29 protein-coding genes are annotated in these 26,451 nt (G+C 57.3%); 19 read left to right on the top strand and 10 right to left on the bottom strand.

Translation table 11 applies throughout. The annotated features are described in order from the left end of the window. Positions 1-413: 413 nt before the first annotated feature. Genes IBT47_RS07175 through IBT47_RS07145 form a run of 7 tightly spaced genes read right to left on the bottom strand, consistent with a single transcriptional unit; the run spans position 414 to position 6,642 of the window. On the bottom strand, positions 414-2,519 hold the full coding sequence (locus IBT47_RS07175) for a flagellar biosynthesis protein FlhA (protein WP_200559941.1): 2,106 nt from the start codon (positions 2,517-2,519) through the stop codon (positions 414-416). Beyond that, positions 2,506-3,639, bottom strand: a complete 1,134-nt coding sequence (flhB, locus tag IBT47_RS07170) for a flagellar biosynthesis protein FlhB (protein WP_200559940.1) — start codon at positions 3,637-3,639, stop codon at positions 2,506-2,508. Before flhB ends, IBT47_RS07175 begins: the two co-directional genes overlap by 14 nt. Beyond that, positions 3,639-4,412, bottom strand: coding sequence for a flagellar biosynthetic protein FliR (fliR, locus tag IBT47_RS07165; protein ID WP_200559939.1), 774 nt, complete (start codon positions 4,410-4,412; stop codon positions 3,639-3,641). The genes flhB and fliR overlap by 1 nt, the downstream gene beginning before the upstream one ends. A 2-nt stretch (positions 4,413-4,414) precedes the next feature. After that, positions 4,415-4,687 (bottom strand): flagellar biosynthesis protein FliQ, encoded by a 273-nt coding sequence (gene fliQ, locus IBT47_RS07160; protein WP_172606528.1) that lies wholly within the window; start codon positions 4,685-4,687, stop codon positions 4,415-4,417. Continuing rightward, positions 4,684-5,451, bottom strand: a complete 768-nt coding sequence (gene fliP / locus IBT47_RS07155) for a flagellar type III secretion system pore protein FliP (RefSeq protein WP_105590927.1) — start codon at positions 5,449-5,451, stop codon at positions 4,684-4,686. Before fliP ends, fliQ begins: the two co-directional genes overlap by 4 nt. Next, on the bottom strand, positions 5,448-5,828 hold the full coding sequence (gene fliN, locus IBT47_RS07150; RefSeq protein WP_105590928.1) for a flagellar motor switch protein FliN: 381 nt from the start codon (positions 5,826-5,828) through the stop codon (positions 5,448-5,450). Before fliN ends, fliP begins: the two co-directional genes overlap by 4 nt. Continuing rightward, a complete protein-coding gene (locus IBT47_RS07145; RefSeq protein ID WP_234471762.1) occupies positions 5,821-6,642 on the bottom strand; it encodes a FliM/FliN family flagellar motor switch protein in 822 nt (273 codons plus the stop codon). Before IBT47_RS07145 ends, fliN begins: the two co-directional genes overlap by 8 nt. Before the next feature lie 554 nt (positions 6,643-7,196). Here IBT47_RS07145 and IBT47_RS07140 point away from each other — a divergent pair. The 9 genes from IBT47_RS07140 to IBT47_RS07100 all read left to right on the top strand — a co-directional run bounded on the left by IBT47_RS07140 (position 7,197) and on the right by IBT47_RS07100 (position 16,135). Further along, entirely contained in the window at positions 7,197-8,204 is a 1,008-nt protein-coding gene (locus IBT47_RS07140; RefSeq protein WP_200559937.1) for a sigma-54 dependent transcriptional regulator, read from the top strand. Between the two features lie 33 nt (positions 8,205-8,237). Next, positions 8,238-8,594, top strand: a complete 357-nt coding sequence (locus IBT47_RS07135) for a flagellar hook-basal body complex protein FliE (RefSeq protein ID WP_370569867.1) — start codon at positions 8,238-8,240, stop codon at positions 8,592-8,594. Between the two features lie 8 nt (positions 8,595-8,602). Beyond that, on the top strand, positions 8,603-10,228 hold the full coding sequence (gene fliF, locus IBT47_RS07130) for a flagellar basal-body MS-ring/collar protein FliF (RefSeq protein ID WP_200559936.1): 1,626 nt from the start codon (positions 8,603-8,605) through the stop codon (positions 10,226-10,228). Beyond that, positions 10,203-11,246 (top strand): flagellar motor switch protein FliG, encoded by a 1,044-nt coding sequence (locus tag IBT47_RS07125; RefSeq protein WP_200559934.1) that lies wholly within the window; start codon positions 10,203-10,205, stop codon positions 11,244-11,246. Before fliF ends, IBT47_RS07125 begins: the two co-directional genes overlap by 26 nt. Positions 11,247-11,250: 4 nt before the next feature. Beyond that, a complete protein-coding gene (fliH, locus tag IBT47_RS07120; RefSeq protein WP_200559933.1) occupies positions 11,251-11,964 on the top strand; it encodes a flagellar assembly protein FliH in 714 nt (237 codons plus the stop codon). Continuing rightward, positions 11,961-13,280, top strand: a complete 1,320-nt coding sequence (gene fliI / locus IBT47_RS07115; RefSeq protein WP_200559931.1) for a flagellar protein export ATPase FliI — start codon at positions 11,961-11,963, stop codon at positions 13,278-13,280. The genes fliH and fliI overlap by 4 nt, the downstream gene beginning before the upstream one ends. Positions 13,281-13,345: 65 nt before the next feature. Then, a complete protein-coding gene (locus IBT47_RS07110; RefSeq protein WP_105590935.1) occupies positions 13,346-13,792 on the top strand; it encodes a flagellar export protein FliJ in 447 nt (148 codons plus the stop codon). Between the two features lie 16 nt (positions 13,793-13,808). Beyond that, positions 13,809-15,239, top strand: a complete 1,431-nt coding sequence (locus tag IBT47_RS07105; RefSeq protein ID WP_200559929.1) for a glycosyltransferase family 2 protein — start codon at positions 13,809-13,811, stop codon at positions 15,237-15,239. Then, positions 15,236-16,135 (top strand): hypothetical protein, encoded by a 900-nt coding sequence (locus tag IBT47_RS07100; RefSeq protein ID WP_200559928.1) that lies wholly within the window; start codon positions 15,236-15,238, stop codon positions 16,133-16,135. Before IBT47_RS07105 ends, IBT47_RS07100 begins: the two co-directional genes overlap by 4 nt. A gap of 899 nt (positions 16,136-17,034) precedes the next feature. On the opposite strand, the gene flgN is transcribed toward IBT47_RS07100, so the two are convergent. The 3 genes from flgN to flgA all read right to left on the bottom strand — a co-directional run bounded on the left by flgN (position 17,035) and on the right by flgA (position 18,616). Continuing rightward, positions 17,035-17,466 (bottom strand): flagellar protein FlgN, encoded by a 432-nt coding sequence (gene flgN, locus IBT47_RS07095; protein WP_200559926.1) that lies wholly within the window; start codon positions 17,464-17,466, stop codon positions 17,035-17,037. Then, positions 17,463-17,687: a flagellar biosynthesis anti-sigma factor FlgM gene (gene flgM, locus IBT47_RS07090; RefSeq protein WP_200559924.1), complete on the bottom strand. Its 225-nt coding sequence runs from the start codon at positions 17,685-17,687 to the stop codon at positions 17,463-17,465. The genes flgN and flgM overlap by 4 nt, the downstream gene beginning before the upstream one ends. A 185-nt stretch (positions 17,688-17,872) precedes the next feature. Then, entirely contained in the window at positions 17,873-18,616 is a 744-nt protein-coding gene (flgA, locus tag IBT47_RS07085; protein ID WP_200559922.1) for a flagellar basal body P-ring formation chaperone FlgA, read from the bottom strand. 97 nt (positions 18,617-18,713) lie between these two features. On the opposite strand from flgA, the gene IBT47_RS07080 reads away from it, so the two are divergent. The 10 genes from IBT47_RS07080 to flgK all read left to right on the top strand — a co-directional run bounded on the left by IBT47_RS07080 (position 18,714) and on the right by flgK (position 26,446). Continuing rightward, the gene (locus IBT47_RS07080; RefSeq protein WP_200559921.1) at positions 18,714-19,064 is read left to right on the top strand and encodes a flagellar basal body protein; all 351 of its coding nucleotides are present in this window, start codon (positions 18,714-18,716) and stop codon (positions 19,062-19,064) included. A gap of 2 nt (positions 19,065-19,066) precedes the next feature. Beyond that, positions 19,067-19,492 carry a flagellar basal body rod protein FlgC gene (flgC, locus tag IBT47_RS07075; protein ID WP_105590942.1) on the top strand — a complete coding sequence of 142 codons (426 nt, stop codon included), beginning with the start codon at positions 19,067-19,069 and terminating at the stop codon, positions 19,490-19,492. Continuing rightward, entirely contained in the window at positions 19,492-20,166 is a 675-nt protein-coding gene (gene flgD, locus IBT47_RS07070; RefSeq protein ID WP_200559920.1) for a flagellar hook assembly protein FlgD, read from the top strand. The genes flgC and flgD overlap by 1 nt, the downstream gene beginning before the upstream one ends. 11 nt (positions 20,167-20,177) lie before the next feature. Continuing rightward, positions 20,178-21,371, top strand: coding sequence for a flagellar hook protein FlgE (gene flgE / locus IBT47_RS07065; protein ID WP_200559918.1), 1,194 nt, complete (start codon positions 20,178-20,180; stop codon positions 21,369-21,371). 2 nt (positions 21,372-21,373) lie between these two features. Next, entirely contained in the window at positions 21,374-22,105 is a 732-nt protein-coding gene (locus IBT47_RS07060; RefSeq protein ID WP_105590945.1) for a flagellar basal body rod protein FlgF, read from the top strand. Positions 22,106-22,126: 21 nt separating this feature from the next. After that, on the top strand, positions 22,127-22,912 hold the full coding sequence (flgG, locus tag IBT47_RS07055; RefSeq protein WP_200559916.1) for a flagellar basal-body rod protein FlgG: 786 nt from the start codon (positions 22,127-22,129) through the stop codon (positions 22,910-22,912). Between the two features lie 76 nt (positions 22,913-22,988). Beyond that, positions 22,989-23,654, top strand: a complete 666-nt coding sequence (gene flgH / locus IBT47_RS07050; RefSeq protein ID WP_105590947.1) for a flagellar basal body L-ring protein FlgH — start codon at positions 22,989-22,991, stop codon at positions 23,652-23,654. Positions 23,655-23,664: 10 nt separating this feature from the next. After that, entirely contained in the window at positions 23,665-24,768 is a 1,104-nt protein-coding gene (locus tag IBT47_RS07045; RefSeq protein ID WP_200559914.1) for a flagellar basal body P-ring protein FlgI, read from the top strand. Next, the gene (locus tag IBT47_RS07040) at positions 24,768-25,073 is read left to right on the top strand and encodes a rod-binding protein (RefSeq protein ID WP_200559912.1); all 306 of its coding nucleotides are present in this window, start codon (positions 24,768-24,770) and stop codon (positions 25,071-25,073) included. The genes IBT47_RS07045 and IBT47_RS07040 overlap by 1 nt, the downstream gene beginning before the upstream one ends. Before the next feature lie 2 nt (positions 25,074-25,075). Continuing rightward, positions 25,076-26,446 carry a flagellar hook-associated protein FlgK gene (gene flgK / locus IBT47_RS07035; RefSeq protein ID WP_200559910.1) on the top strand — a complete coding sequence of 457 codons (1,371 nt, stop codon included), beginning with the start codon at positions 25,076-25,078 and terminating at the stop codon, positions 26,444-26,446. Positions 26,447-26,451: the final 5 nt, after the last annotated feature.

The raw sequence follows: 26,451 nt of genomic DNA, 5'->3' as shown, positions 1-26,451 counted from the left end.
AAACCTTAACGCGACTGATAACCGAATCGGCCTGAATGGCGGACATCGGATCACGTGTGAAGGCATGGCGTTATTTTTGCATCGAATCCGTACTCAATCCTGATTCCACTCCAGAAAGAAACCTGTCTCCGCAGGCTGATATAAACCTGGGCTGGCCTTAACCGCTGTGAACCGCCGCAACCTTTCGGTCCATTGCCTTCAGGCAGATACAGATTCAGACGTTTCTGGGAATTTGATTCGTCAATCCACGGTGAACCGATTTGTCATCGCGTATTTTACCGCCGTGGAAATTTTCGCAGGTGGTGACCGTTTATGCAGCACGAATAATCTTAATTAAGGATGCACCGGTTTCACCCACATTGACGAATTTATGCCCCCATTCTTTTGCTGCGGGAAAGTTCCGCGCCGCTTTGTCAGCTCACCGTACCCACAATGCGCAGATCCACCTCATCCGGCACTTCGTTGTACGACAGCACGTGCAGCCCGGCGGCGAACAAGCGGCTGTAGCGGGCAATCAGCGGCCGCAGCTGCGGCGTCACCAGCAGCACGGAGGTCAGGTTCTGCGCCTTCAGCTGTTCCAGCACCACCGGCAGCGTGGTTTGCAGCTGGGTCAGAATATTGGGATCGACCGGGAAGCTGTCCAGGCTGACTTTTCCAGCCTGCTGTGCCTGGTTCAGGGACCCCAGCAGCAGATTTTCCAATGTATTGTCCAGCGTGTAGGCCGACAGCGGCTTGCTGTCAGGCGCAATCGCCGCCACCATCGCCCTGCGCAGGGCGAAGCGCACATCGGAGGCCAGCAGAATCGCATCTTTGGTGATCGCCGCACTTTCTACCAGCGTGGTGGCAATGGTGGCGATGTCCTTCAGCGAAACCTGATCCTGTAGCAGCAGTCGGTAAATCTTCAGCTGCTGGCTGTAGTTCAGCGCGGCGTTGAGATCTTCAGCCAGTCTGGGTGCCGTACCCGACAGGCGCAGATTCAACTGGGTGATATCGTCATAGTTAAACAGCTCCGGCAGATGCTCGCGGGTGACCCGGTTAATATGCGTGGCGATAACGCTGGCGCAGTCCACCACCTGATACCCGAGGTTCAGCGCCTGCGGTTTCATTTCCGGGGTGATCCAGGTGACGGCCAGGCCGTAGGCGGGATCGGTATCCAGCACGCCGTCGATCTCGCCGTACTGTTCCGCCGTTGGGATCGCCATCAGGCGATCCGGATGAACCTCGCCCACCGCCGTGCGCACGCCGTTCACCTTGATCGCATACTGCGCCGGCTTCAGGCGGAAGTCTTCGCGAATCGACATCTCCGGCAGCAGCACGCCGCTGGTTTCTGACACCACCTGGCGTACGCCGCGCACGCGCAGAGTCAGTGGATTACCCTTCGATTTATCCACCAGCGTCACCAGCTTGTAGCCGAGGTTCAGCCCCAGCGGCTCAATCAGCGGGATGCTTTCCCAGCAGACGTTTACGCTGTCGCTGTCGTCCAGCGCGCTGGTCAGCGCAGCGATATCCTGCTCGCTCTGCGCGGGCTTTTCGATAACCTTGCTTTGTCGCCAGGCGGTAAACGCCAGCAGGGCGGTAAACACCAGGAACACCAGATGCGGCATGCCGGGCACAATCGCCAGTACGAACATCACGAAGGCGGCGGTATAAATCGTGGCGGGTTTAGCCATCAGCTGGCGGTGAATATCGTCGGAAATTCCGCTGCTGTCGTCATCGCTGACGCGGGTAACGATAATCGCCGCTGCCGTTGCCAGCAGCAGGGAAGGGATCTGTGCCACCAGGCCGTCACCGATGGTCAGCAGCACGTACTGATCGAACGCCTGGCCGGCATCCAGATTGTGCTTGAAAATCCCGATCAGAATACCGCCGACCACGTTGATGATCAGAATCATAATCCCGGCAATGGCATCGCCGCGCACAAACTTCGAGGCGCCGTCCATCGCACCGTAGAAGTCGGCTTCGTTAGCGACGTCCTTGCGGCGAATGCGCGCCTGCTCCTGATTAATCAGCCCGGCGTTGAGATCGGCATCAATCGCCATCTGCTTACCGGGCAGGGCGTCGAGGGTGAAGCGTGCCGACACTTCGGAAATACGCTCGGCCCCTTTGGTGACCACCACGAAGTTGATGATCATCAGGATCACAAACACCACGAAACCGACGACGAAGTTACCGCCGATCACCACGTTACCGAAGGCTTCAATCACCTTACCGGCCGCGCCCACGCCGTCGTGGCCGTTCAGCAACACCACGCGGGTGGAGGCCACGTTCAGCGTCAGGCGCATCAGCGTCGTCACCAGCAGGATGGTCGGGAACACCGAGAAATCCAGCGGACGTTTGCTGTTGACGCTGGCCAGCAGCACCATGACCGCCAGCACGATATTGAAGGTAAACAGCACATCGAGGACGATCGGTGACAGCGGCAGGATCACCATCGCCAGCACGCTGAGCAGCAGCAGCGGAACGCCAACGTGGCTGTTGCGCAGCAGGGATTTCATCTGGCCTGAATTAAACGTTGCCATGTTTTTTGAACTCACTTTCTGGGAGTGGAATATGCAGATCCAGGTGCGGTTTTTCGCCCTGCCCGGTACGCCAGGATTTCAGTTGCATAACGTAGGTCAGCACCTGCGCAATGGCCCGGAACAACGATGCCGGAATCTGCTGGTTAACGCGCGTGCTGTAATAAACGGCACGTGCCAGCGGTGGGAACTCCACCACTTCAATCTGATGTTTTTTCGCCACGCTGCGGATATGCAGTGCCACATCGTCCAGACCTTTGGCGACGATCCAGGGCGCGGCGGCTTTTTCCGGCGCGTATTTCAGCGCCACCGCATAGTGGGTCGGGTTGACGATCACCACATCCGCCTGCGGCACCTGCTTATTAATCTGCCCCATTGCCATCTGGCGCTGCAGCTGGCGAATGCGTCCTTTAATCTGCGGGTTGCCGTCCTGATTCTTATGCTCGTCGCGCACCTCTTTTTTGGTCATGCGCATTTTTTTGGTGAACATAAACTTGCTCAGCGGCACATCGATAAATGCAAACAGGGCGATGGTAATCACAAACATTTTCATCACCCCGGCGTACTGCTCCAGCCCGGCGGTAATCGCTTCGTTCAGGAAGCGGGACTGTAGCGCCATCATTCCCGGCAGTTCGTCCTGAATGTTGGACCACAGCAGACCCAGCAGGATGGCGCACTTCAGCACCATCTTCAGCACGTCGGTCAGGTGCTGCTTGCCGACCAGGCGCTTAACGCCGGAGATCGGGTTAAGCTTTTTGAAATCCGGCTTGATGCGCGTCGGTACAAAAACCCAGCCTCCGGGCACCAGCGTGGCCAGACAGGCGGCCAGCGGGATCGGCACCAGCGTCGCCAGCACTTTCAAAATAATCAGCACCTGGGTCAGCATAAACTGGTGCAGCGCGCCGTCATCGTGGATGCGGCCGGCCATCTGGCTGACCGCGGTAAACGACGCCTGCACCAGGTCACGGTAATACGGAAAAAAGGCGCTGACGGTAAACAGGCTGGCCACCAGCCCGGCGGCCATCGTGACGTCCCGCGAACGGGGAATATCGCCCTTTTTCCGCGACTTGCTCAGCTTACTGGCGGTAGGCTTTTCACTTTTATCACCGCTGTTCGAAGACATCAGTAGCTCCTTAACTGGTCAAATTGCGCCAGAATCTGGTTGGTCAGCGACAGATAATGGTCGGGAATGCTGCCGCTCAGTAGCATCAGGCAGAACAGGCCAAACAGCATGCTGATCGGAAAGCCGAGTGCAAACAGGTTCAGCGTTGGCGAAATGCGGTTCAGCAGGCCAAACGCCCCCTGCACCAGCAGCATGATAAACACCGTCGGCAGCGCCAGCAGCAGCGCGCCGGTCAGCAGCCAGCCGACGCCGGTGGCGGCGGTGCGCAAAGTCAGCGCATTAATGGCCTGGCCGATCGGCCAGTAGGTGAATCCCTTATGCAGGATGGTGATCAGCAGCAGGTGGCCGTCCATACTGAAAAACAGCAGCACCGAAAAAACGAACACAATCTGAGAAATCACCATCGTCGAGTTACCGCTGCCCGGATCGTTCATCACCGCCATACCCAGCCCCATATTCATGGACAGGATCGCCCCGGCGGTTTGCAGCGCCGAAAACACCCAGTTCAGCATCTGACCGAACAGCAGGCCCCAGAGGATCTGCTCGCCGCTCAGCAGCAAAGTCTGCATGGTCATCAGTTCGTGCAGCACCACGTTGTTATCCAGCATCGGTACGATCAGGATGCTTAACAGCAGCGCCAGCCCGACCTTCGCTTTACGCGGAAACGCCCGGTGCTCAAAAATCGGGCAGAAGTGGAAAAACGCCGCAATACGCACAAACGGCAGCCACAGCGCCAGCAGCGGATCGAGCAGTTGGTGAATAGGAATGCCCACGGTCAGCCCACTAAGGTTGCGGCCTGTTCAAAAATCAACAGGGTGAAATCGATCAGCTGAGTCAGCATCCACTTACCGGCAAAGACCAGCACCAGCATGGTCATCACCAGGCGCGGCAGAAAGCTCAGCGTCTGTTCATTAATCTGCGTGGTGGCCTGAAAGATGCTCACCAGCAGCCCGGTCATCAGGCTTGGAAGGATGGCGACGACCGAAATCATCAGTACCAGCTTCAGCCCCTGGGCGATAATGTCGCCCGCCACATCGATGGTCATCATGGCGACAGCCCCTGTACGCTTTGCGTCAGCGTACCCACCACCAGCGACCAGCCGTCGCAGAGCACAAACAAAATCAGCTTGAACGGCAGCGAGACGATCAGCGGTGACAGCATCATCATCCCCATTGCCATCAGGATGCTGGCGACGATCAGGTCGATCACCAGGAAGGGGATATAGATCATAAAGCCGATTTTAAAGGCGGTTTTGAGCTCGCTCAGTACAAACGCCGGGGCCACAATGGTCAGATCCTGCTGCTCCGGTTCGCCGCTGGCGTTGGCAATGGTCATAATCTGTGCCAGCGAGGTGGAACTGGTTTGCGACAGCATAAATTTTTTCAGCGGCGCTTCACCGGTCGCCAGCGCCTGCTTCAGCGTGATCTCGTTCGCCTGATAGGGGATCACCGCGTCTTCATACACCTGGGTCCACACCGGGCGCATCACCAGAATGGTCAGCACCAGCGCGATGCCGGTCAGGATTTTGTTAGGCGGACTCTGCTGTAAACCAATCGCCTGGCGCAGCAGTGCCAGCACGATAATAAAGCGGGTAAAGCAGGTCATCATCAGCAGCATGATCGGCAGCAGCCCCAGCAGGGTCATCAGGATCAGAATTTCAATCTTGACGCTGTAATCCTGGCTGCCGTCGGGCAGGGTGGTGGCGCTGAACAGCGCCAGCCCGTTACCCTCCGCTTCTGCCATCAGCGGCAGGAACAGCAGGCTGCCCGCAAGTAATACCTGCGCCAGCCTGCTCCAGAGTGAATGACTCATAGCGCCAGCTCGCCCAGTTCTTTGTTGTTAAACTCGATGATGCGCAGCCCGTACTTATCGTTAAGCACCACCACCTCGGCTTTACCCAGCAGGATGCCGTTCACTTTCACATCCAGCGGCTCGCCCGCCATTTTATCCAGCTCCAGCACCGAGTCGTTGTTCACGCCGATCAGTTCAGCCAGAGAGATCTCTACCGAGGCCACTTCCAGCGTCAGCGTTACAGGAATACGGCTGAACAGCGAAAGATGGCGCTGCTTTTCACGCTGCACGGCATGACGATCGGCATCGTCTTTATCCTGGGTATCGATAGCCGTAGCGTCATCGAGAGAAAAATCAAAATCGAGGGCGTTTTCCGCCGGGATATTTACTTCAGTCATGGGATGTCTCGTTGTTTAACTCGTTAAATTCTGAAAAGAACAGCTTTCCGTGGTCTTCAGCAATCACCGCGTTGAACAACGGCTGTTTGCCAATCAGTAGCGGAACGCGGTCGCTCAGCGACATCGGCAGGATGTCGCCGTGCTTCAGCGTCAGCAGCTCAGCTACCGTCATTGGGATGCTGACCAGCCTGCCGGTTAAGCGCACAGGCAGCGTCATAAATGACGTCTGCACATTGACTACCGGCTGCTCGGCGTGGGCCAGTGGGCACATCTCCGCCTGCTGACGTAAATTAGCCAGCAGGCGATCGACATGGGTATTATCCAGCAGTAAAGAAAAACCACCCTGATAGCCTTCAAGGGTAAAGGTAATTTTGTACGACCACTGATTAATTAACGATGCCGGATCGGGTTTAATCTGTAGAGCTTTACCAAACAATCCTTCACCGGTAATTAATGCCACCAGTTCCAGAGCCAGTTTATTCTTCAGGCGCTCTTCCGTTTTTGTTACCGGCGTTTCCTCTGCGGTAAAACCTTCCTGTCTTTCTTTGTTCAGACCGTAATAATCGTGCAGTACGCTTAATAACAGGCTGCGGTCAATATCAAAGGCCAGGCTGCCAATATCGCTGGATAAAATCTGTGTATGCTTTTGCCAGACGTCCATCTCAAAACGCATCGTCCTGAGCGTAACGTTAACGCGATACTTCTTTAAAAAGTAGGTATTCAGTTTGCCATCTAAACTGTCGTGCATATCGTTAAATATTTTCGGGATTTTGTGATATGGACGACCCAATTTATTGACTTCTAACTTCATCATATCCGGGTGATGACCAGTATGATAAATTTTTACATGGCTACAGATCTGTCGCATGATTTGATTCCGTTAGATTCGTACTTCCTGTGTCTGAGTAATATCAGTAGCAAAGGGAACGTTTATCTGTCAGTGAAAAAATATTTAAGTTTTATGAATTGCTGTCGCTTTCGCTATTTATCAGGTCGCCGTTAAAATAGTGTGGCTCGCTGGCGTGTGTGGATTAGAACAACAACCTGTGGTGATGGCAATTTAAATGTGATTATTAATTTTTTAAAATTCTTAGTGAAATTATTGATAGATCTTATTTGATTAATAATATCATATTAAATTGTTGATTTTTATTGATAATATTTTTTTAATCTCAATTAATGTGACCTGTTTTAATAACCTAAGTATACTCGCTGCAAAATTTAGTTGTGGTGAGGGCCTGCTGATCCCCATTTATCACTGCCTCATGTGTTGAGGTGTTTAAATCCTCCGCCACTTTTTTATTCTGATGAATAACAACTTACTTATCCCGAAGGTTTCTATACGGGTGAATAAGAGAGGAACCTGTTGTGAGAGTAGCAGATAAGCATTCAGAAAAGGACGGTTCAGGGTTTATTGCCCATGCGGATTCAAGCGTAAAACTTCTGGCTCTTGCCCGCCGAGTGGCAAAGCATAATGTGCCCGTTTTAATTACCGGGGAAACCGGTACGGGTAAAGAGTGCGTGGCAAAATACATTCACTACCATGCCTTTGACAATAATGCCCCTTACGTGGGGGTTAACTGTGCGGCGATTCCGGAAAGTATGCTGGAAGCGATTCTTTTTGGTTATGAGAAAGGTGCATTCACCGGGGCAGTAAGTAGTCAGCCGGGTAAATTTGAACAGGCTAACGGTGGAACCTTATTGTTAGATGAAATTGGTGATATGCCGCTGGCGCTTCAGGCGAAGTTACTGCGCGTGTTACAGGAGCAGGAAGTCGAAAGGCTGGGCAGCCATCAGCGTATAAATCTGGATATTCGACTGATTGCTTCTACCAATAAAAACCTGGAGGAAGAAATTGCCGCAGGGCGTTTCCGTGAGGACCTTTATTACCGTTTGTCGGTAGTGCCGATGCATATTTCTCCACTGCGCGATCGTCCGCAGGATATTATTCCGTTAGTCGAACTCTTTATGCGGAAATATCAGCAGTTCTCTGCTTCGCGTCCTGCATTAACCGCCGAGGCCCGCAGCTCGCTGCAGCACTATCCGTGGCCGGGTAACGTCCGCGAGTTGGAAAACGTGGTGCAGCGTGGGCTGATCATGTCTACCGATGGTGTACTTGATGCCGGCTGTTTTGGCATCGCTGCCAGGCCTGTAGCCTTTGCTGTCGCGCTTGACGATGACGCTGCTGAGCCAGAATTAAACGGCGATCGTCCGATCAAACACCACGGACGGCAGGCCGAGTATCAGTACATCGTTGACCTGCTGCGCTGCCATCAGGGCAATAAATCCAAAACCGCTGAATCTCTCGGCATCACGCCGCGCGCACTGCGCTACCGGCTGGCTTCGATGCGCCAGCAGGGACTGATTCCAGCCTGACCTCGTAATCCATTTACCAGGAACATTTTTATGATCGACAAAATAACCGCCAACGGCGCATCAGCCGGACAGGCACAGATGATTGCCGATATGGCGAAGATGCGTGCCCAGGCAACCGGCAGCAGTATCGACCCGGCCAGCGCTATGCCGCAAACGGCTTCGCTCTCCACGCCTTCTTTTGGCTCCGTGATGGATCAGGCTATCAGGCACGTCGATAACCTCCAGCATTCGGCCGCTGAAAAACAGCAGGCGGTTGATATGGGGACCAGCGACGATCTGACGGGCGCGATGCTGGAGAGTCAAAAGGCCAGCGTGGCGTTTTCCGCCATGATGCAGGTGCGTAACAAGCTGAACACCGCCTTTGATGAAGTCATGAATATCTCAATTTAAGGTGCATCGTGGGCGATAAAATGAAATCGCTGCTGGCAGGCTTGCCGGTAGCACAACTGAAAAAATGGTGGCTGCCCGCCGCAGGCGCGCTGGCCGCTACGGCGATTATTGTTGCCCTGCTGTGGCAGAACAATAACCACTACACCATGCTGTTCGGCTCCCAGCAGAACATCCCGGTACCGCAGGTGGTGGAAGTGCTGAGCGGTGAACAGATCCCCTATCGCGTGGAGCCGCAGAGCGGCAACCTGCTGGTGCGGGAAGGCGATCTGCCGAAGGCGCGCATGGCGCTGGCGGCGAAAGGCATCAGTGCCCGGACGCCTGCCGGTTACGAACTGATGGATAAAGAAGAGATGCTGGGCAGCAGCCAGTTTATCCAGAACGTTCGTTTTAAGCGCAGCCTGGAAGGCGAACTGGTGCAGAGCATCATGGCGCTGGATACCGTTGAATTTGCCCGTGTCCATCTGGGCATTAGCGAAACCAGCTCCTTCGTGCTTAGCAACAAACCGGACAGCAGTGCCTCGGTCATCCTGCGGCTACGCTACGGTAAAACGCTGGCGGACGATCAGGTGGCGGCGATTGTGAATCTGGTGGCCGGCAGCGTTCCGGGTATGAAGCCGCAGCAGGTGCGGGTCGTCGATCAGCATGGCGCGCTGCTCTCCGCCGGGCTGGATGAGCTGAACGGGCGTCAGGGTGGAAAATCGGGCAGCGAGGCGATTCAGCGACTGCGGCAGGAAACCGAACGCAACCTGGCTAACGTGCTGATGCCGGTGATCGGCCAGGACAACTTCCGCATCAGCGTGGTGCCGCGCATTAACTTTAGCCAGGTGGAAGAGACTCAGGAACGCTTTAACGGCGAACCGCGCCCGGCCAGCGAAAGTCTGATGCAGGAAAACACCACCGAGCAGCTGGCGGTAGGGATACCGGGATCGCTCAGCAATCGCCCGGCTAACCAACCTGCGGCTGCGCCGGGGGCGGGTGCCCAGCCGCAGCTGGCAACACGCAATCAGGCACAGCGCCAGTTTAACTACGACCGCGACGTCCGTCATATTCGCCATCCCGGCTTCCAGCTGGAAAAACTGTCGGTATCGGTGGTGCTGAACCAGAACGCCGCTGCGGTAAAAGCGTGGACGGAAGAAAATCAGCAGCAGGTGGAAAAAATGCTCAGCCAGGCCGCAGGTATTGATACCGCGCGTGGCGATGCGCTGACCCTGAGCCTGCTCAGCTTCACCGAAGCCGAACCTTACGTGGAGCCGGAAACGCCGTGGTGGGAAAACCAGAGCGTGATCGACTGGAGTAAACGCGGCGGTATCGCACTGCTGGTCGGGGTGATCACCCTGTTCGGTCTGCTGCCGATGATGCGCCGTATTGGTCAGCGCAGGGAAGAAGCCGCCGCCGCTGCTGTCGTCAGAGAGCCAAATCTGAACACACAAGATGAGGATGATGACGGCGACGGCCAGGTTCGTGTCCTGCCCGCCAGTTCCTTCCAGGGCGATGAAAACCTGCCGCCGCAGAGCTCAGGTCTTGAAACGAAAATCGCCTACCTACAAACCCTGGCCCAGAGCGAAACCGATCGCGTGGCTGAAGTGATTAAACAGTGGATAAGCAGCAATGAGCGAAGCAGCAGTAGAAAATAAAAGCAGCAGCAAAAGCAGCAGCGCTGCCGGGCAGCGCCCGCGACTGGAACAGGCCGCCATTGTGTTACTCAGCATTGGCGAAGATGCCGCCGCGACGGTGATGAGCAAATTCTCCCGTGAGGAAGTGCTGCGCCTGAGCGAAACCATGGCACGGCTGCACGGTATTAAGGTGTCGCAGGCGCGGCAGGCGATGAATAACTTCTTCCAGGACTACCGCGAACTGAGCGGCATCAACGGCGCGTCGCGCAGCTATCTGCGCAATATTCTGGAGCGCGCACTGGGCGGGGAAATCGCCCGCAGCGTGATTAACGGCATCTACGGCGACGAGATACGTTATCGCATGGCGCGCCTGCAGTGGGTGGATACCCCGCAGCTGGCGGCGCTGATCGACCAGGAGCATTTACAGCTACAGGCGGTGTTCCTTGCCTTCCTGCCGCCGGACGTGGCCGCCACGGTGCTGACCCATCTGGACGCCACGCGGCAGGATGAAATCCTCTATCGCATTGCCCGGCTGGACGACGTGAACCGCGACGTGGTGGACGAACTGGATCGTCTGATCGAACGCGGCGTGGCGGTTCTCTCCGAACATGGGTCGAAAGTGCAGGGTATCAAGCAGGCGGCGAATATCGTCAACCGCATTCCTGGCAGCCAGCAGACGCTGCTGGAGCAGTTAAACGCGCGGGATGCCAACGTGGTGGATGAACTGAAAACCGAAATGTACGAATTCTACATTCTCAGCCGCCAGAACGAGGCCACCCTACAACGTCTGCTGGAAGAGATCCCGATGGAACAGTGGGCTATCGCGCTCAAGGGCACCGAAGCGGTACTCAGCCAGGCGATCTATTCCGCAATGCCGAAACGCCAGGTGCAGCTGCTGCAAAGCACCACCTCGCGGCTGGGATCGCTACCGGTAAGCCGCGTGGAGCAGGTACGTAAAGATATTATGACCCGCGTGCGCGAGCTGGCGGAAGAGGGCGAGATCCAGGTTCAGCTGTTCAGCGAACAGACCATGGAGTAGGCCAATGAGTAAAAAGAACCAACAGGTAAGCCATCCACGGCCGCGCCTCCATCAGTTCCCGCCGCTGCGCAAGTCATGGCCGCAGGGCGACGGCCAGTCGCTGAACGCGGCGGAATATCAGCAGCAGCTGATGGCCGGATTCCAGCAGGGGATCAGCGATGGCTTCGGCCAGGGGATGGAACAAGGTAAAGAGCAGGGCTATCAGGACGGGCTGAATCAGGGCCGCGAAGAGGGGATGCAGCAGGGGCGCGAGGACGGCAGGCGCATTGCCCATACCAAATTTATGCTCGCCGCACGTCCGCTGGACGATCTGATTTCGCAGATGCAGACGCAACTGGATGAATACGAACAGCGACGCCGCAGCGAGCTGTTACAGCTGGTGGAGAAAGTCACCCGCCAGGTGATCCGCTGCGAGCTGGCACTGCAGCCCACCCAGCTGCTGGCGCTGGTCGAAGAGGCGCTTAGCGTTCTGCCGGAAGCGCCGAAGCGTCTGCGGGTCTTGCTGAATCCGCTGGAGTTTGCCCGCATCAGCGAGAGCGAAGCGGAGAAAGTCAGCGAGTGGGGCCTGACCAGCGATCCGACCATTGCCGAAGGCGAATGCCGGATTGTTACCGAAGCGGCGGAGATGGATGTCGGTTGCGCCCATCGTCTGGAGCAGTGTATGGACGTGCTGTCGCAGAACCTGGCGCAGCCGCAGGATGAGCCTGACGCATCATGATTACTCAGTTGGCCCTGGATAAGGCGCTTAAATCGATAGAAAACATTAACCTGGTACGCGTGGCGGGCAGGCTGGTCCGCGCTAACGGCCTGCTGCTGGAGTCGCTCGGCTGCCAGCTGGCGGTGGGGCAGCGCTGCCAGATTGAAAGCAGCAGCGGCGAGCTGATAGATGCCCAGGCGGTGGGATTTGACCGCGATGTCACCTACCTGATGCCGTTCAAACAGCCGCAGGGGCTGAGAGCCGGCGCACGGGTGTTCCCGGCGGAAAAAAACAGCGAGCTGCTGATTGGTGACGGCTGGCTGGGGCGGGTCATTAACGGCGTGGGGGAGCCGATCGACGGACGCGGCAGGCTGGAAGGAGACACGGTACTGCAACAGCAGATCCCGCAGATCCATCCGTTGACCCGTAAGGCGGTGGACAGCCCGCTCGATGTGGGGGTGAAGGCGATCAACGGGCTGTTGACCATTGGTAAAGGCCAGCGCGTCGGACTGATGGCCGGCTCCGGCGTCGGTAAAAGCGTGCTGCTGGGAATGATCACCCGCTGCACCAGCGCCGAAGTGGTGGTGGTTGGGCTGATCGGTGAACGCGGCCGTGAAGTGAAAGAGTTTATCGAACACGCGTTGCAGGCCGCCGGGATGGCGAAATCGGTGGTGGTGGCGGCCCCGGCGGATGAATCACCGCTGATGCGCATCAAAGCCACCGAACTGTGCCACGCGATCGCCAGCCACTATCGCGATCGCGGCAAAGACGTGCTGCTGCTGGTGGACTCGCTGACCCGCTACGCCATGGCACAGCGTGAAATCGCCCTGTCGCTGGGTGAACCCCCGGCAACCAAGGGCTATCCGCCCTCGGCGTTCGGCATTATCCCGAAGCTGGTGGAAACCGCGGGCAACGCAGAGGGCCAGGGCACGATGACCGCGATCTATACCGTGCTGGCCGAAGGCGACGATCAGCAGGACCCGATCGTTGACTGCGCCAGAGCGGTACTTGACGGCCACATCGTGCTGTCGCGCCAGCTGGCGGAAACCGGCCACTATCCGGCAATCGACATCGGCCAGAGCATCAGCCGCTGCATGAGCCTGGTCACCGCGAAACCCCATCAGCAGGCGGCGCGCGACCTGAAGCAGATGTACGCCGATTATATGGCAATCAAACCGCTGCTGCCGCTCGGTGGCTATGTCGCCGGGGTAGACGCGGCGGCGGATCGCGCGGTGCGCCTGTTCCCGGCGGTGGAAAACTTTTTACGCCAGCAGGTAGACGAATGCAGCACGCTGGAGAGCTGCATAAGCGGACTGGAAAACCTGGCGAAAGCCTGAGTGGGTGCTCCGGGCGCTCAAAGAAAACAATAAACGAAAACAATTAAGCGCAAGGATATCGCGACATGAGTAAGAAACCTGCCAGCCTCCAGGTACTGGAAAAACTGCATCAGATCCGTCAGCGCGCGGTGGAAGACAGCAGCAGCAAACTCTCGCAGCAGAAACAGCTACAGCAGCGCTACAGCAATAATATCGAGGCGCTGCGAACGCTAAGCGACAGCAGCAGCGGCATTGCCTCCGACGCTGCGCAGCTGCATAACCAGGCCCGCTTCAAGGCCACGATTCAGCGGGTGATTGACTGGCAGCAGCAGGAGAAGGCGCTGGCGGCCATTGAACAGGAAGCCACTCAGCGCGAGCTGCTGGAACACGCCAGTCGCGAGATGACCCTCAATGTGGTGATGGAGCAGCAAAAAGTCGCCATCAGACAGGCGCTGGATCGCGACAGGCAAAAACTCACCGATGCTCAGGCGATGCAGAGCTGGATGCGCAGGCACCGGTCCGGAAAAAAGTAAACGCAGTGAAACCGCAATGAAACATGCTCAAATAAACCTCCATTCCCGGTCAGCCGGGCAGGCAGAGTCGCTGCCGTTTGTCAGCGTTGTGACCCCCACGTGGAACCGCCGCTCGTTTTTGCCCTATCTGCTGTATATGTTTCAGTATCAGGACTATCCCGCTGAACGGCGGGAACTGGTGATTCTTGACGACTCCACAACCAGCAGTGCCGACCTGATTGAAGGGATGAAAAAGTACGCCGCCTCGCCGCAGCAGATCCGCTACTACCATTTACCACAGCGGCTAACCATCGGCGAAAAACGCAACCGGCTGAACGCGCTGGCGAAGGGGGAGTACATCATCTGCATGGATGACGACGACTTCTATCCCCCTGATAAACTCAGCTACACCATTAGCGAGATGCAGCGCCACCGGGCAACATTCGCCGGCTGCGACAGTATTCCAATCTGGTACAGCCATATCGACCGCATCTATCACAGCCACACCTTCGGGGCGAAGCACGCGCTGAACGGCACCTTTGCCTATCATCGATCGCATCTTAAACGGCACCGCTATGATGACGACGCTCGGCTGGCGGAAGAGGGCAGTTTCCTCAACGACTTCAGCACGCCGGTGCTGCAGCTGGCCCCGGAGCGCAGCATCCTGTGCATCTCTCATAATGCCAACACTTTTGATAAAGATTTTGTGATGGGCAGCGGTGAGCGCGACGACCGACAACTGGTGGATTACGTCACCGATCCGCACCTGAAACGCTTTTATCAACGGCTGCGGCATGCACCAGTACGTACGCAGATCGACTGGTCCTTTTTCGACCGAGTGGTGGTCAGCGCCTGCCCGGCGCAGCCAGAGCGGCTGACGGGCTACATCAGCGAGCTGGTGGCGCAGGGCGTGCAGCCGCAGCAGATCGAGGTGCTCTACTCCGTTCCAGATGAGCCGCTGGCGGCGGGCCATTTGCGGGCAGCCGAGCTGGCCCGTCGAGTGGGCTGGCGTAACTATCTGCTGCTGGACGACCGTACCCGTTTTGTCCGCCAGGAAAAAACCGTTAACAACCTTAACCAACTGCTTGCCGCCTGCCGCGCGCTGCACTGGGACGTACTGCTGCTGGGCTGCGAACTGGAAAGAGGCCAGCCGCTGAAGGCGCTACCGGCGGCGATTCGCGCGATCAACGCTTCCCGCCCGGTGGCCTACGCGGTTAACCAGCCGCGATATAACGATTTTATCGCCATGCTGGAAGCCAGCCTCGAACGGCAGCTGGCAGCGCCGGAGGATCTGAGCCTTCAGCAGAACCTGCAGTGGCAGCGGCTGTGTGAGAGCGGGCGCTGGTTTGCGCTCTATCCCAGCTACATCTATCAGGATAGCGACGAATCCGGTCGGCCGCTGGCCCATCATTTTTTCAATAAACTGAATGCCTTACGCGGTGCGGACAGCGCCGGGGAGCCAACGTGAATTCGACAGAAAGTTATACCCCTGAATATGTTTTACGCCTGCGGCATTTTGCCGTGGCCTGTGATTGTCCCGGCTGCCAGCAGCAGCCGTGGCAGGTTACCCGGCGCTGGCAGGATGAGATCCGCCACAGCGCACGGCCCGGCTGCGATCGCGCAGCGGAGGAGATTTTGTGCCGGGAAGATGCTTTTGTGTTGCACAGTGAGATGTCGGTGCAGCCGGAAGCCGCAGCGCTCGATCCACGCCAGCAGGCGATGAATCAGGCGGCGATCAATCTGGCGATTGCCAGCGATGCTCCGCCGGAACTGATCCTCTACGCGCTGGGTGTGCTGATTGGGAAAAGTCCTCAGCTTGCTGAGCCACAGCAGATTTCGGCGTTTGGTGACGAGCTGGTGATGATGATGCAGCAGGGCGCGATGGCAGAGGCGTTTGCCCAGCTGCCGCCGGTGGATACCTACAAGCTTGCCGAGCTTCAGGCATTAAGCCGCAGGGATCTGGATGCCAGCCTCGATCCGCTTACCGGGATGACGCTGGTGCTGAAGCTGAATGAAATTAACGTGATGACTCCGCGCTATTTGCAGGAGATGCTGAGCGATCTGGAGAGCGATAGTGAGCTGGCGGCGTTTATGCAGTCGCGGCGCAGTGTGTTTATTAATGTTTTGCTGTATGCGTTTTATCACCATGTTTTTCCCGGTGCGGACGAGCGGGCATGGGAGCAGGAGTTCAACCGTTTGTGTCAGCATTTCTTTAGTTTGAAAATGCTTTGTGGGTTGTTTATTCAAGGTTATCTGGTGCTGGATGATGAGACGATCGCTGCGCTGTTTGCTGCCTGGCATCGTTCGGAGGATGTCAGGGGCGGTGACAATCCGCTGTTGGCGGGGATTTCGTTATTGAGATAGGTTTAGCCTGCAATTTCGGGGCGTTACGCTGGCTGGTTGTGCCCCCGTTCGGGCGGTCCTCGCGCCGCTTCGCGGTGCCTTCACTACGTTCGTCAGCCTGACGGACTGTCACAGGCGAGTAACTGTGTCGTGTTTATTGCGGAATCGGTGGCTGGCGCAGGCTGGCTGTGCCCCCGTTCGGGCGGTCCTCGCGCCGCTTCGCAGTGCCTTCACTGCGTTCGTCAGCCTGACGGACCGCCACAGACGCGCGTCCTGCGCGGCTGTGACTTTCGGCCGCGTCCATGCGGCCGAATCCTGGCTTCCTTTCTCCGTTCAGCGCTGTGGATTGCCCGCCCGGGGGCACAGCCAGCCTGCTTTCTGACTTTCGTGTTGCCTGAAATTAAAAGAGTGTCCCTGATGGTGAATCTGTTTTCACTTTCCGTCAGCGCTGTGGATTGCCCGCTCGGGGGCACAGCCAGCCTGCTTTCTGATATTCGTGTTGCCTGAGATTAATAATGCGTCACCTGCGGGTTAAAAGAGCGTGCAATGACGATGGGGAAGGTGTTTTGGACTTTTTAGTTTGGCGGTTTTTACAACGGAAGTGTTACTTGTCGACCGGTTGTGTGAGTTCGGCGTTGTAAGCGAAATGGGGACAGGAAAAACAGCAAGCACAATGTATCGAGGGGATCGGCGTGGGGGGCTACCCGGCAATCCGCAGCGCTGAGGTGGAGGCAGCGGGCCAGGAGATGGCAGCATGGACGCTGACATCAGGCCAGGCGTGGGCAGGAAGCCCACTCCTGGCCGATCCGTCGGCCCGATGCCGGAAACGAAGGCATCGCGTAGCGACGCGAGGACCGCCGGGTAGCCCCCCACGCCGAACCCCGGTGCACCATGATGCCAGCAACCAGCGCTCCCCGAATTTACCGGGAATAAAGGAAATCCTGCGGATCGTTATGCAACAGTGAACCCAGCATCTCCTGCTGGCTGCTCAACAACAAACCGTTGTGCTGATTCAACTGCTGGCAGCGCTGTGCCTGCTGCTCAAGCTGAGCCCACCACCCGGTGGCCCGCTCACGCAGCGCGGTGGGCAGGCGGGAAAACAGTGCCAGCAGCCCGCGGCCGTCCGGCGACAGCGAGAAACCGACCAGCGTCTCAGCCCGGCGGCGCGCGCTGGCCTGTAGCAGCGGATAAACCGTCATTAGCTCACCGCCAATCTCCTCGCTGCGAGCGGCATGACAGGCCAGCATCGCCTTGCGCTGCTGCTCCAGTAAAGCCAGCAGCCGCTGATAGCGATCGGTATCCTGCTGCAGATCGTGCAGCAGCGTCTTAACGCGTTCGGTCGGGTTACTCATCGGCGGTAATAATCCATCATGGTTTGTGCAAGTGATGCCGGGTCGGTATCCAGCACACCCTTGCTGATGGCCGCCTTCAGTTCCGCCACGCGCTGGCTATCCACTTCAGGCATACCGCGCAGCGCCTGCTGGGCCTGACTGATCGGCGCAGCTGAAACGGAGGGGGCCGCAACAGAGGTTTTCACATTCTCTGCTGCCGGGCTTTTTATCGTATTTTGCATGGCGCTGCCTGGGACTAAGAGATTAGAAGTAATTTTCATCGCTGGTTATAACCCAAATTCGTTTAAATATCGTCTGACTTCAAATAGCGACCCGCAGAAAACGAACTTAAATCAGTGATGAAATAATTTCCGCCTGATATCCGCCGGGCAGTGCCAAAGCGGAAGTTTTCCTTCCGCTCAGGCCATTACTGAGAAGGGGCCAGCAGCATATGCACCACCCCAGGCCCTTCCACCACGGCGCTGACGGTGCGCTGGCTGGTCAGGTTTTTCACCTTGATCACGTCGCCCTTACGACCTTTCTTCATGGCTTCGCCAATCATCTTCGCCTGCACGCCGTCCTGCTCGGCCAGCATTACCACGCGCTGGCCGCGTTCCACCATCACCGGCTGATCCAGCAGCGAAGGGGAAATCGGCTGCATATCACGAATGCGCTTCTTCACCGTCAGACCGATGGCGTCGTCAGGGTTAACGATAATGCCGTCGCGTAGCCCGGTAATGTTCTTCTTTTTTATCTCTACGTCGCTGGCCGCCAGCAGTTTACCGCGCTCCAGCGTGCTTTTTGCGACCAGAATCGGCAGGTAGATGTCGGGTTTGACCGTAACGTTAATTTCCCAGCCGTTCGCTCCCTCACAGCGAATATCGTAGCGCATTCGCGACAAATCAGGACGATCGCTGACCGGCATGGCCACGCTTAGCGGGCGGGAACAGCGCGCAAAGCGGCTGGCTTCCCCAGGGATAAAGACGTTGATTTTGGTTTGATAGCCCTGCCATTTTTTCAGTGCGGCCACGCGTTTGATATCCGCGTCGGCGCTGGCCACGGCCTGGTTGTAGATCTGCTTGCGGGCGGTTTGCGGTTCGGGGGCGGCAGCGGAAAAGAAGGTTACTCCCCACAGTGCCAGGCAGAGGAAAGAGGCCTTCCCCTTTGTCATCGGATTATTCATATAAACCTCGAAAAATCAATCAATTAAAAAGTTGGCACGCTTGTTGCTATAAGCGTGTGAATCATTGTTTAACTGAGGTTTTAACGTGGGAATAAGTTTTGACAAGGCATTGAGCATTCATCCAGCCGCACTACAGCTTCGACTTTCCCGAGCAGAGCTGTTGTCGGCCAACCTGGCTAATGTCGACACCCCAAACTTTCAGGCTAAAGATATTGATTTTGCCGCTGAGATGCAACGTTATCAGAACAAAAGTTCGTTAAGTTCCTCTCCTTCGGTGAAATATCGCGTGCCTTATCAACCTTCTACGGATGGCAACACCGTTGCCCTTGAAGTGGAGCAGGCCGAATTCGCGAAGAACCAGCTGGATTATCAGACCAGCCTGCAATTTTTGAATTCGAAACTAATTGGCCTCAAGCAGGCCATTGAAGGGAAATAACCATGTCATTTAACGACATTTATCGCGTGTCAGGTTCAGCGATGACGGCGCAGACGGTGCGCCTGAATACCATCGCCAGCAACCTGGCGAATGCGGAATCCCCGGCGGCCAGCGAAGAAGCGACGTATAAAGCGCGCCGCCCGGTTTTTGCGGCGGTTTATCAGCGCAGTCAGCTGATGGACTCCTCAGCTATGCCGGGAGCCCGTGTACAGGTGCTGGACGTGGTGGAAACCGGTTCGGCGATCCGCCGCTATGAGCCGGGCAACCCGCTGGCAAACGCCGACGGCCAGGTGTTCTACCCGGATATCAACACCGTCGAGGAGATGGCCGACATGATGTCGGCGTCGCGCAATTTTGAAACCAACGTTGAGGTATTGAACAGCGTGAAAAGTATGCAGCAGAGCCTGCTGAGACTGGGAGAAGCCTGATGAGCGTGCGCAATGTAGAGAGTGGCTATCACAGCGACGACATCAATGCGTCACGCGCGCCAGCGGGCAATGGCGGTAACGATCTCAACGATATGTTTATGAAGCTGTTGGTGGCGCAGATCCAGAATCAGGACCCGCTTAATCCCACCGACGGTACGGAGTATGTCGGCCAGCTGGCGCAGATGACCCAGGTCCAGTCGATGCAAAACATGACCGGCATGATGCAAACCGCCGCCACGCTGGTGGACAACCTGCAGGTGCTGGCGATCGGTAATCTGGCCGGTCAGACGGTGATGGTGCGTTCCGACAAAATCAGTCTGGACGGGCAGCCTGTTGATGGCCGCCTGACGTTGGATCACCCGTCGAGCAATGTGACCGTGCATATCAAAGACGCCGCCGGAAATGAAACCACGCTGGAACTGGGCAAACAGGAAAAAGGCCTGGTGGACTTCACCATCGATCCGGAAGCCCTGGGACTGGAACAAGGTGAATACACCCTGTCGGTGGTGACGGATGAGGGCGGCGTAAAAGTGCCGATCGAGATTGCCGGTACCGTTAACAGCGTGCGCATCGGGCCGGACGGCTCGGCGCTGCTCAATATTCCAGGTTTGGGTGAAATACCTTTCTTCAATATCAGTCAGTTTGGCGGCCAGTCCGCGACTGCCAAAGCGTAAGGATTCTAGTTATGAGTTTTAACATTGCCACTTCCGGCCTGAACGCCATTACCCAGCAGATGAACGCCATCAGCAATAATATCGCCAACAGCGGTACTACCGGCTATAAGTCGATGCGTGCCGAGTTCTCCGCGCTTTACGCCGGCAGTGCCCCGCTGGGCGTAGGCGTCAGTAGCCTGTCACAGAGCATCTCCACCGGCGGCGGTATCTCGGGTACCGGCCGTAACCTTGACCTGGCGATCAACGGCAACGGTTTCTTTGTGGTCCGCGATACCAACGGCAGCACCAACTACACGCGAGCCGGCTATTTTGGTACCGATAACGACGGCTATCTGGTCAACAATATGGGCAGCAAGCTGCAGGGCTATCCTGTGAACGGTGAAGGCAAACTGCAGAGCGGTACGATTGGCGATCTGCAAATCAACGCCAGCGGTCTGCCGGCTAAAAGTTCGTCGACGCTGGATTTTGTCGCCAATCTGGATGCCCGTGCTGAGGTGAAACCGGCCGATCCGGCCTTCGATCCGGACAATAACGACACCTTTAACAACAGCTACACCTCTCAGGTGTACGACTCGCTGGGCCGCGAGCACACCCTGACGCAGTACTTCGTGAAAAATGACGAAAACACGTGGACGGCTTACTACGTGGTTGACGGCGATAAGGCCAACGCGACCTCTTCCCCGCTGGAGTTCGATACCAACGGTTTACTGACCAGCCCGAGTGGCCCGGTCAATGTTACCGCACCGACCACCGGCGCTGACGATCTCAATATCAACATCAACTACGGCGGCAGCAGCCAGTACGGCTCAGACTTCTCGGTGAGTAAAAACAAAGCCGACGGCTATAAATCGGGTGAGAAGACCGGCCAGCAGATCGATGAAGACGGCATGGTGTATGCCACCTTCAGCAACGGTCAGCGTTTACTGCAGGGGCAGATGGTACTGGCGAACTTCACCAACCCGGACGGCCTGCAGGCCACCGACGGCACCACCTGGCAGCAGACCAACGCATCCGGTGCACCGCTGCTGGGGACGCCAAAGTCAGGCATGTACGGCACCATTAAATCCGCCGCGCTGGAGTCATCCAACGTCGATCTGACCGCCGAGCTGGTGGGGCTGATGTCCGCACAGCGTAACTATCAGGCGAACACCAAAGTCATCTCGACCAACGATCAGATGATGAACGCCCTGTTCCAGGCGCTGTAATTATGGATCGTCTTATTTATACCGCGGTCAGCGGTGCCAATCGCAGCTTGAACCAGCAGATGATCCACGCCAACAACCTGGCTAACGCCAATACCGAAGGCTTCCGCGCCGATCTGGAACGGGCCAACAGCCAGCAGGTTGCGGGCTACGGCTACAACAGCCGCTACCAGGTCAACAGCGCCAACGGCGGCATCAATATGGCCAACGGTGCACTGAAAGAAACCGGGCGCGAGCTGGATATCGGTATTCGCGGTGATGGACTTATCGCCCTGCGCGAAGGGCGTCGTGAGGTGTATACCCGCAACGGCCATATCGATATTGATGAGATGGGCAACCTGTCGGTCAACGGTAAACCCCTGCTGGGCGAAGCCGGTCCGATCCAGCTGCCGCCATTTTCCGAAGTGGCAATTGGCGATGACGGCACGATCTCGGTGATCCCCGAAAGCGGCGATCTGGATGCGGCGATGGATGTGGATCGCATCAAGCTGGTGGATGTTCCCGCCAACCGCCTGCGTAAAAACGATGACGGTCTGCTGGTCAGCACCCGTCGTACGGAACCGCGCAGTGAGAGTGTGCAGGTCGCCAGTGAACATCTGGAAACCAGCAACGTCTCGGCGATCAACGAAATGGTGGCCACGGTATCGCTCAGCCGCCAGTTTGAAGCACAAATCAAAATGATGAAAGCGGCTGAAACCCTGGCACAGGCGGGCAACCGACTGATCCGCGGCAGCTAATCAGAAGAAGGAACGACAATTATGAATCCCGCATTATGGGTCAGTAAAACCGGGCTGGCGGCGCAGGACGCCAAGATGGGCGCCATCTCCAACAACCTGGCGAACGTCAATACCACCGGCTTTAAGCGCGATCGCGTGGTCTTTGAAGATCTGTTCTATCAGACCCAGCGTGCGCCGGGCGTGGCGCTGGATCAGAACAACAACACTCCCGGCGGTATCCAGTTCGGCAGCGGGGTGAAGATCCTCGGCACCGAGAAATCCTTTACCACCGGCTCCATCCAGGTGACCTCGAAAGAGCTGGACGTGGCGATTACCGGTCAGGGCTTTTTCCAGGTGGAAACGGCGGACGGTGATATTGCCTACACCCGCGCCGGAAACCTGCGCATCAATGCCGACGGCGTGCTGACCAACGCTCAGGGGCTGCCGCTGATACCGGGCATCGAGCTGCCGCAGGGCACCAAGAGCATCGGTATTGCTAAAGACGGCACGGTGACCGCGCAGGTCGGCGGTGAAAGCGAACCCGCCGAGCTGGGGCAGATCACGCTGGTGAACTTCATCAATCCGGCCGGGCTGGAAGCGACGGGCGGTAACCTCTACCGCGAAACCACCGCCAGCGGCGAAGCCTTTGAAGGCGTGCCGGGTGAAGAGGCGTTTGGCGAACTGGAGCAGGGGGCGCTGGAAGGCTCCAACGTGCAGGTGGTGGAAGAGATGGTCGATATGATCACCGTACAGCGTGCCTATGAGATGAACGCAAAAATGATCTCGGCCGCTGACGACATGCTGAAGTTCCTTAACCAGCAGGTGTAACCCGTAATCACACGGTGCGGAAAGGCGCTTTCCGCCCGCAATTAAAAGAAAAATATCTGCGTTGACAGGAAAAAAAATGAACAAGAATCTTCTGCTGCTGGCGGCGTTACTGCTGCTGAGCGGCTGTGAAAGTTCGCCGTATCTGGTGCAGAAAGATGACGCCGAGTTTGCGCCGCCGTCAGATTTCAGCCAGCCAGCCGCCACCGTGCGCGGCGGTGGACTTTATCAAAGTAGCTACAACTGGTCGCTGACTCAGGATCGCCGGGCCTACCGCGTGGGCGACATTCTGACCCTGCTGCTGGACGAGTCCACCCAGTCGAGCAAACAGGCGAAAACCAACTTCGGCAAAAAGAACGATGTGGAGCTGGGCGCGCCCTCCGTGGCCGGTAAAACGCTGGATAAGCTCAGCGGTTCGCTCTCCGGCAATCGCAATTTCAACGGCAACGCCACCTCTGCCCAGCAAAACATGCTGCGCGGATCGATAACCGTGGCGGTACATCAGGTGCTGCCCAACGGCGTACTGGTGGTGCGCGGTGAAAAATGGCTGACGCTGAACCAGGGGGACGAATATATGCGCGTCTCCGGCCTGGTGCGTTCCGAAGATATCAGCCGTGATAACACCGTTTCTTCACAGCGTATCGCCAACGCGCGTATCTCCTATGCCGGTCGCGGCGCGCTGAGCGACGCGAACTCCGCCGGATGGCTGACGCGCTTCTTCAACCATCCGCTATTCCCGATTTAAGGTTTTGATTATGTTTCGTTATTTATTACCTCTGCTGCTGACCGGCCTGTTCGGCGTAACAGCACCGCTTCTGGCGCAGCCGCTGAACCAGCTGGTCGATGTGCAGGGCGTTCGTGGCAACCAGCTGGTGGGCTACAGCCTGGTGGTCGGGCTGGACGGCACCGGCGATCGCAACCAGGTGAAGTTCACCAACCAGTCGGTCACCAATATGCTGCGCCAGTTCGGCGTGCAGATGCCGACGAAAATTGATCCGAAGGTGAAGAACGTGGCTGCCGTGGCGCTGAGCGCTACGCTGCCGCCGATGTACGCGCGCGGCCAGACCATTAACGTCACCGTCTCATCAATGGGCGATGCCAAAAGCCTGCGCGGCGGCACGCTGCTGCTGACTCAGCTGCGCGGTGCGGATGGTGAAGTCTATGCGCTGGCACAGGGCAACGTGGTGGTTGGCGGCGTTAAAGCCAGCGGCGACAGCGGTTCCAGTATTACCATTAATACGCCGACCGTCGGCACCGTTCCCAACGGCGCAACGGTGGAGCGCGAGATCCCCAGCGATTTCGTTGAAAGCAACGAGGTTTACCTTAACCTCAAGCGCCCGAGCTTTAAGACCGCCAACAATATTGCCGTTGCGTTGAACCAGCGCTTTGGTAACGGCACCGCTCAGGCCAAAAGCGCCACCAATGTGTCGGTGAACGCGCCGAAAGAGGCCAGCGCCCGCGTCGCCTTTATGTCGATGCTGGAGGAAGTGCAGATCGACGCCGGGAAACAGCCTGCCCGCGTGGTATTCAACGCCCGTACCGGCACCGTCGTGATGGGCGAAGGCATCGTGGTACGTGCGGCGGCGGTATCGCACGGTTCGCTGACCGTCACCATCAGCGAGTCAAAAAATGTCAGCCAGCCCGGTGCGCTCAGCGGCGGCAGAACGGCAGTCACGCCGGAAAGTGATATCGGCGTCAGTCGCGGCGAGGGACAGATGGTGATGGTTCCGGCGGGCACCAGCCTGCGCAGCATTGTGAATACCATTAACAGCCTGGGCGCATCCCCGGATGACACCATCGCGATTTTGCAGGCGCTGCATGAAGCCGGGGCGCTGGACGCCGAACTGGTGGTGATCTGATGGTGAATGCAATCAGCACACCGCTGCCGCGGGGCGCGGGTGATTTTACCGCACGGGTTAAACCGAAAAACCTGGAAGAGGCTGCAGGCGAATTTGAAGCGATGTTTCTGCGCCAGATGCTGCAGGAGATGCGTAAAAGCGTGGACGCGCTCGCCGGAGAAGACGGCCTGTTCAACAGTCGGGAAGCACGCACGCTGCGTGATTTCTATGACGATGCGCTGGCGCAGGAGCTGGCCAGCCAGCGTACAACTGGTATTGCCGGGCTGTTAATTCAGCAGCTTTCAGACAACATCACCACGGGGTAACGATGAACTCTCTATTCAATATTGGCTACAGCGGGATGCGGGCCGCACAAACTCAGCTGAACGTCTCCGCGCTGAACACCGCCAACCTCGCCACGCCGGGCTACACCCGCCAGCGTGTTGAACAGATGGCGATAGGTCCAATGGGCCAGTCGCGCTTTGACAGCGGCAGCGGCGTGGAGGTGACCAGCATCCGCCGCATGGCCGATCCGTTTCTGACCGGCCAGGTGTGGCGGGCGACCAGCGGCGGCAACTTTTATGCCACCTCGCAGAATTACCTCAGCCAGCTGGAAACCATGATCGGTTCGGAAACCTCCGGACTGGGCGACGGACTGGATAATTTGTTCGGTGCTTTAAGCGGTGCAACGGAAAGGCCGGAAAGTCAGGCAATGCGTCAGGATGTATTGTCCAATGCGCAGCTGCTGGCGACCCGTTTTAATAAGCTGCAGGAGTTTATCAACAAGCAGCACAGCGATATCCGCAGCCAGCAGCAGAGCAGCATCGGTAGCATCAACACGCTGAGCGGTAATATTGCCGACTACAACAAGAAAATCACCGAATCCGAAGCGGTGGGCGGTGATACCAGCATTTTGCGCGACCAGCGCGATGAGCTGGTTAAGCAGCTCAGCAGCTTCGTTGACGTGCGTGTTAATGAAACCAGCGACGGTAGCTACACCGTCGCGCTGAACAGCGGGCAGCCGTTAGTCAGCGGCAGCACGGCGGGTAAGCTGGAGATGAAACAAAGCAACGGCAGTCACAGCCTGTCGCTGGCGTTTTCCAATACCACTTTCCCGGTCGATATGAACTGTGGCGGCGCGCTGGGCGGTCTACATCACTATGAAACTGAAACGCTGGCCGGAATGGAAAACTCAGTGCAGGGCATGGCGCAGTCGCTGGCCGAGGCGTTTAACAGCCAGCTTGCGGCAGGGTTCGATCGCAACGGCAATCCGGGCAAACCGCTTTTCAGCTTCGATCCGGCTAACCAGAACGGTATGTTGCAGCTGACCGACATCAGCTGGGATGAGCTGGCGTTCTCAAGCCTGCCGGACGCTGATGGTAACAACGACAACCTGAAGAAGCTGATTGAAATCGGCAACATGGCGATGGACATCCCGGGAATGGGCGAGACGACGCTCTCCAACGCCAGCGCCACACTGGTCGGTACTGTCGCGACAAAAAGCCGGGATAATCAGGCGGCGCTGGATGCCGCATCTTCACTGTTAACCCAGACGGAAAATGACCGCAGTAACTACAGCAGCGTGCTGGAAGACGAGGAAGCGATCAATCTGATCGTCTACACCAAAAACTATCAGTCCAACATGAAAGTCATTTCAACCGGCGATCGGATCTTCAGCGATCTGCTGGCACTGTTCTGATTCAG

The sequence above is a fragment of the Erwinia sp. S43 genome (assembly GCF_016624745.1).
In the GTDB taxonomy this organism is placed as follows: Bacteria; Pseudomonadota; Gammaproteobacteria; order Enterobacterales; family Enterobacteriaceae; genus Erwinia; species Erwinia coffeiphila.
Note: the sequence above shows the minus strand (reverse complement) of the source record. Positions and strands in the feature narration are given on the sequence as shown.